Below are 6,349 nucleotides of genomic sequence, written 5' to 3'. Positions count from 1 at the left end.
CCGGCCTCAGTAGCGTCCGAACGCTAGCGCGACGTTGTGGCCACCGAAACCGAACGAATTGTTGATGGCGTAGGAGTATTCGCCGTAGCGGGGTTCCCCCGCGACCACGTCCAGGTCGATCTCCGGGTCCGGTGTTTCGTAGTTCAATGTGGGCGGGATGACCCCGTCGCGCAGGGTGAGCACCGTCAGCACCGACTCCAGTGCGCCGACCGCCCCGATGGAATGGCCCAGCGCCGACTTCGGTGCATACACCGCGGCGTGCTCACACCCTGCGACGCGGATTGCGTTGGCCTCCGCGGTGTCGCCGATCGGGGTGGCCGTCGCGTGGGCGTTGATGTGGTCGACGTCCCTGGCGGACAGGCCAGCCAACTCCAATGCGCGCACCATCGCAGTGCCGGCCCGCACACCATCGGGCGCGGGCGCGACCATGTGGTAGGCGTCGGAGGTGATGCCGGCACCCAGCAACCGCGCCAGCGGCTTGGCGCCGCGGGCCTTGGCGTGCTCCTCGGTTTCGATGACCATCAGCGCGCCGGCCTCACCGAACACGAACCCGTCGCGGTTCTTGTCGAACGGCCGCGACGCCCCCTCCGGGTCGTCGTTGCGCGTCGACATCGCGCGCATCATCGAGAACGCCGCGATCGGCAGCGCCTCGATGCCGCCTTCCACACCGCCGCAGACCGCGAAATCGGCGTCGCCCATGACGATCTGCCGCCACGCGTGAGCGATCGCCTCCGAGCCCGACGAACAGGCCGAGACCGGGGTCATCACCCCGGCGCGGGCGCCGAGTTGCAGGCCGACCACCGCGGCGGCGCCGTTGGGCATGATCATCTGGACCGCGAGCGGCGACACCTTGCGGGGGCCGCCCTCGTTCATCAGGTCGTAGCTTTCGACGATCTTCTCACCTCCGCCCAACCCGGTGCCGACGACGACGGCGAACCGGTCTGGATCCACCTCGGGGGCGCCGGCGTTCTCCCAGATCCGGCCAGCCAGCAGCTTGCCCATCCGCTGGACATACGACATGCGCCGCAGGTCCAGCCGGCCCATGTGACTGTCGACCGGATCCTTGAGGTGTCCGCCGATTTTGACCGGCAGATCCCATTTGGTGACGAACTCGTCCTCGAGGACGTGGATGCCGCTTTCGCCGGCCAACAGCGCCTTCCACGTGCTCTCGATATCCGGCCCGACCGACGTCGTGGCCGTGACGGCGGTCACCACAACGCTGGGGAAACCGCCATTGGCAGTGGAAGGCCGGGCCGACAACGTCACTGGCTCTCCGCGGTGAACTTCTCGCGCACCGCCGCGGCGGCCTCGGGGTTCTCCGCCTCCAGCTTCTGGATGTAATTCACCACATCACCGACGGTGCGCAGCCCCGCGAGGTCCTCGTCGGGGATCTTCACCCCGAACTTGTCCTCGGCCTGTACGGCGATCTCGACCATCGACAGCGAGTCGATGTCCAGGTCGTCGATGAACGACTTCTCCATCGTCACCTCGGACGGTTCGATGCCGGTCACCTCTTCGATGATCTCGGCGATGGCGGCGACGATCTGTTCTTGTTCCTGCGTGCTTGCCACTACGGCTCCTTCGTTATCGGTTGTGTTTCATGGACGGTCGTGGTTGACGTGGGCGTATATGGGGGTATGTGGTTGTGCTGGCAGGGAAGCGGTCGGGTTAGAGCTCCGGCAACCCGTCCAGGTCTGCCGGGGCCTTCACCGCGTGCGCGGGAACCCCCCGAAGTTCGCGTTTGGCGATGCCGGTGAGCGTGCCCGCGGGCGGGAGTTCCACGATCGCCGTGACCCCCAGCCGCCGCATCGTCTCGACGCACAGGTCCCAGCGCACCGGCCGGGTCAGCTGCGCGACCAGGTGATCCATCGCCGCCGCTGCCGACGGCAGCGGCTGACCGTCGAAATTGGACAGCAGAGTAACGGCGGGCTCGGCCACGCTGACCTTACCGGCGGCGGCGGCGTAACCGTCCAGCGCGGGGGCCATGAAGCGGGTGTGGAACGCTCCGGCGGTGGCCAGCCGACGAACGCGGGCTTTGGCGGGCGGGTCTTCGGCGAGCTTGTCCAGCGCGGTCAGGGAGCCAGCGGCGACGACCTGGCCGGTGGCGTTGCGGTTGGCCGGAACCAGGTCGAGCTGCTCCAGCCGGGCCAAGACCTCCGTCTCGTCGCCGCCGAGCACCGCGGACATTCCGGTCGCCTCGACCGCACACGCCTTGGCCATCTCACGGCCCCGGGTGGCAGCCAGCATGACGGCGTCGTCGGCGGTGATGACGCCCGCGATGGCGTAGGCGGCGATCTCGCCGACGGAGTGGCCGGCCACGACCAGATTTTTGTCGCTGCCCGGCCCGCCGAGCCCGCCCGGCCCGCCGAGCCCGCCGGGCCCGCCGAGCCCGCCGGGCCCGCCGAGCAGCTCACGCTTGGTCAGCTCCGCGTGCGCCAGCAGCGTGGCGGCGACCACGAGCGGTTGGGTGACCGCGGTGTCGGTGATCTCCTCGGCGGTGGCGGTGCTGCCTAGTCGGGCCAGGTCCAGGCCGCTGGCCTGCGACCATGCCGCGATTTGCTCGGCTGCACCGGGCCGTTCCAGCCACGGCGACAGCATGCCGGGGGTCTGCGATCCCTGTCCGGGCGCGAGCAACGCGATCACATCTTTAAGAGAACATTGTGAACGTCGATTTGCACGATGTAACCGATCATGAACATTGTCTTATTCTTTTGTGGAGACCCTACAAAACAGCTCTCCGATGCGACCCTTTCGATACCTGACTGCGATTCACGCCGCGGCGTCTCACCGGGCTCGGCGGGCCTGCGGTGTCTGGCGGACGCCGCCGACAGGTTCCTCGACGATTCCGGCGGCGACCGGCGTGACAGCACCGTTGCTGGCGCTGGATTGGTGTTCCTGGTTGGCCAGGCGGCCCACGGTGGCGGCGACCCGCAGCACATAGGCATCCCGCGGCTGGGTGGGATCGCGACCGGTGAAGTCGGCGATCCGCCGCAGCCGGTAGCGCACGGTGTTTGGATGAACGAACAACGTGCGGGCACAGGCTTCGATCGCACCCCCGCAGTCCAGGTAGGCGTCCAGCGTCTCGGTGAGCGTCGGCCCGGCGTCCGCCAGCGGCCGCATCACGTCGGTGTGCAGCGCCGCGATCGCCGACGCGTCACCTGCCAGTGCGCGTTCGGGCAGCAGTTCGCGCGCCAGCACCGGCCGCGGCGCCCCGGCCCAGCCGGCGACGGCGTTCATGCCGGAGATCGCCTCGCTGGCGCTGTAGTAGGCGGCGCTCAGCGTCGGCGCGGTCGGGCCGATCACCACCGGCCCGTCGGAGAATGCGCCGAGTAGGTCGGGGAGGAACTTCTGGGTCGGCGACAACGGGCCGGACACGATCGCCACCAGCCAGGTGCCGTGCACGTCGGTCAGTGCGGCTCGGCTGTGGCGTTCTGCGACAACTCGGACGTCCTGGCTGGCCTTGTGACCGGACACGCCGTCCGGCCCGGGTGGCGGGGTGCCCACCACCACGGTCGCCGGCGCGGTGGTGTCCCAGTTCAGCGCGGCCGCCTGGGACAGCAGTTCGGGGCCGGTGTCGCCGCGCACCACCGCGTCGACCACGCTGGCCTCTATCCGGCTGTCCCAGGTGCCGCGGGCTTCGGCCGCGTCGGCGTAGACGGAGGCGGCGGTGAAGGCCAGGTCGCGGCTGTACTTGAGGATTCCGACCGTCAGCGCGGTCACCTGCTCTTCGGAGCGGGCCAGCATCGGCACCACTTCCTCGAAGAACTCCATGGTGACCCGCACCATGTCGACGGTGTGGCGCAGTGGGATGCGCCGGGTCAGATCCTGCGGTACCAGCTCGAAGGCTTGCGCGGTGTAGGCAATGTTGCTCTGCGGGGCGTGCATCCACTCGGCGAAGTTCACCACGGCGGCCTGCACCACCAGCGCAACGTCGGCGCGCTGGGACGCCTCCAACTCGCCGAAGAACGGCAGCCGTTCGCCCATCGCGGTCACCGCTTCGGTGGCCAGCCGGCCCGAATAGTGTTTCAGCCGCCGCAGCAGGCTCTCCGGGACAGCGTGCAAAAGGTCCAGCGTGGAGCTCGGCAAGCCGGGCAGGACAGAATCCGAAGCACCCGAAGCATCCGAAGCACCCTTGTCAGGCATGACTAAAAGTTACGCGACTTTTCTGGAGAGATCATCCACGTTCGGTGGCGTTGTCGGTGTCGGTCGTGTCGGTGGGCGGTAGGGCAGGCGTGCGCTCGGGAAGCCGAGAAGCTGGACGCTCTGGTCCGAGGTGCGCTCGCCACGGCGCTTGCCGCCATGAGCAGGAAGTAGTTAGAGTGCTTGAAGTTTTTGGCGCACGACGCGGTGTGTGGCAGACCTACCTTCGGAGGGAGTCGTCGGTGTGCGCTCGCGCGGTGATGAGCAGCGACTGGATCTGACCCAGAGTCCGCATGGTCAGCCTGGTCGGCCTGGTCGGCGTTGCTTTGCCGCCCGCCGCCGTGGCCGCCGGGTGACTGGGGCCGGTGCGGCAGTCGGGGCGCTTCTGACGTTCGGGCTGACCCCGCTGGGCGATGCACCGTTAGCACATGCCGATGTCGATGACCTGCTTGCTGACCTGCTCGACCCCGCTGACTGGGCTGCGGTGGTCGACCCCGCCAACTGGCACGGCCTGAGCTTCGACCCGGCTCCCGCCGCGGCGGCGGTTGCCTTCGACGCGCCAGGCGAAACGGCGTCGGCGCCGTTGCATGTCGAAGGCGTGGGCACCGGCCAGCCGGTGGTCGACGTCTCCCTCGGCGGCGGGCCGAGTATCCCTCTCGCGCTCGACACCGGATCCAAGGGCCTGGAAGTCTCGATCTGGGACCTGCCGCCGAGGGTCATCCTCGACGGGCTGCGGCACTTCAGTCTCAGCGACATCGATATCACGAGGTTCGCCGCCGGGTTCAACGTCGGCCTCGACGTTCCCACAACGGTCGATTTCGGCAATGGCATCGTCAACGACCACGCCACCGTCGATGCCGTCGTGTTCAGTTTCCCGCTGTCCGTCATTGCCGCGCAGCGCCTCGACGGTGCACCCGTCGACGGCATTTTGGGTATCGGGCCGAACGCAGGCGGCAGCAACCTGGTGACCACGAACCTGCCGGGCGACCTCGGTGAGGGCGTGCTGATCGACGAACCTGGCGACCGACTGGTGTTCGGTCCCGAGCCCGCCACTGTGGACGGGCTGAGCCCGGTCGCCACCCTTGACGGGGCGCCGTTCGTCGGCAACCCGCAGCACCCTGACGAGATCCAGGTCCAGCTCGGTGACGGACCCAAGCACGACGTTGCGGCGGTTTTCGACAGCGGCGGCAAGGGTGGATGGCTTCCGACACCTATCGCCGACGATTACCCGACCACTTTCCTTGGTTTGGGGCAACTCCCGGCCGGAACACCGGTCTCCGTCTCTACCCAGGATGGCGTTCTGCTCTACTCGCACACCGCCGCGGGCGGTCTGGGCAGCATGAGCATCCTTCCGAACTGGTTCCTGAAACTGCTGTACGGAATGTCAGGCTTTATGAACACCGGTAATGCGGCCTTCGTGGACACCCCGGTGTACGTCTCCAACGCCGATGGCGGGGCTATGACCTTCTACGGGCCGGCTAACTCACCACCGTGATGAAAGGCCGTCAGGCTCAGGCCGGTCCGGGTGTCCCCCCGCCAGCGGAAGGTACCTCCGGCTCGGATGCGGCTTGCACGTCGTCGATCCGGTACTGCCGCGCCGCCGCGATCACCACCGACGGGTCGATGGCACCGTCGCGGGCCAGGGCGTCCAGCACCGCCACCGCCACCGATTCGGCGTCAGTGTTGAAGTAGCGCCGCGCGGCCGCCCGGGTGTCGGAGAAACCGAAGCCGTCGGTGCCCAGCGTCACGTAGCTGCCGGGCACCCACGGCCGGATCTGCTCGGGAACGGCGCGCATCCAGTCCGACACCGCGACCACCGGACCGGTCGCACCCGCGAGCGCCCGGGTCACGTACGCCTGCCCGGCCGGACGGTCCGGGTGGCGTAGCCTCTGTCGCTCGACGGCCACCCCGTCACGGTTCAGTTCGGTCCAGCTGGTCACCGACCACACGTCGGCGGCCACGTCCCAGTCGGCGAGAAGGTCGGCAGCTCGAAGTGCTTCGGGCATCGCCACCCCGGACGCCAGGATCTGGGCGGTGTTGGTGCGTTTCTCGCCGGCCGCGCGGTAGCGGTAGATGCCGCGCAGCAGGCCTTCGACGTCCAGGTTCTCCGGCTCCGCCGGCTGCCGGTAGGGCTCGTTGTAGACGGTGATGTAGAAGTACACGTTCTCCGGGTTCTCGCCGTACATCCGGGCCAGCCCGCTTTCGATGA

The 6,349-nt window shown here is 68.4% G+C and carries 6 protein-coding genes; 1 reads left to right on the top strand and 5 read right to left on the bottom strand.

What is annotated here, in order from left to right:
• Positions 1–6: 6 nt before the first annotated feature.
• From kasA to AC2VOP_RS18150, 4 genes are all read right to left on the bottom strand, one after another.
• Positions 7–1,260, bottom strand: coding sequence for a 3-oxoacyl-ACP synthase KasA (gene kasA, locus AC2VOP_RS18165; protein ID WP_486962258.1), 1,254 nt, complete (start codon positions 1,258–1,260; stop codon positions 7–9).
• Between the two features lie 2 nt (positions 1,261–1,262).
• The gene (gene acpM, locus AC2VOP_RS18160) at positions 1,263–1,571 is read right to left on the bottom strand and encodes a meromycolate extension acyl carrier protein AcpM (RefSeq protein ID WP_486962257.1); all 309 of its coding nucleotides are present in this window, start codon (positions 1,569–1,571) and stop codon (positions 1,263–1,265) included.
• 97 nt (positions 1,572–1,668) lie between these two features.
• A complete protein-coding gene (locus tag AC2VOP_RS18155; RefSeq protein ID WP_486962256.1) occupies positions 1,669–2,643 on the bottom strand; it encodes an ACP S-malonyltransferase in 975 nt (324 codons plus the stop codon).
• Between the two features lie 141 nt (positions 2,644–2,784).
• Positions 2,785–4,143 (bottom strand): PucR family transcriptional regulator, encoded by a 1,359-nt coding sequence (locus AC2VOP_RS18150; RefSeq protein WP_486962255.1) that lies wholly within the window; start codon positions 4,141–4,143, stop codon positions 2,785–2,787.
• A 349-nt stretch (positions 4,144–4,492) separates the two neighbouring features.
• Here AC2VOP_RS18150 and AC2VOP_RS18145 point away from each other — a divergent pair, with 349 nt between their 5' ends.
• Positions 4,493–5,635 (top strand): PecA family PE domain-processing aspartic protease, encoded by a 1,143-nt coding sequence (locus tag AC2VOP_RS18145; RefSeq protein WP_486962254.1) that lies wholly within the window; start codon positions 4,493–4,495, stop codon positions 5,633–5,635.
• Positions 5,636–5,651: 16 nt separating this feature from the next.
• Here the strand turns inward: AC2VOP_RS18145 and AC2VOP_RS18140 are convergent.
• Positions 5,652–6,349: transketolase-like TK C-terminal-containing protein (locus AC2VOP_RS18140; RefSeq protein WP_486962253.1), on the bottom strand; the 698-nt coding region annotated here is incomplete at its 5' end.

The organism is Mycobacterium sp. TH-M106 (assembly GCF_057473765.1).
The sequence above is the reverse complement of the archived record's forward strand: the minus strand, read 5'-3'. Positions and strand labels throughout refer to the sequence as shown.

What these genes read in the sequence shown, in the direction of transcription:
- AC2VOP_RS18150 (WP_486962255.1), bottom strand. Translation starts at nt 4,143, where the DNA reads ATGCCTGACAAGGGTGCTTCGGATGCTTCGGGTGCTTCGGATTCTGTC.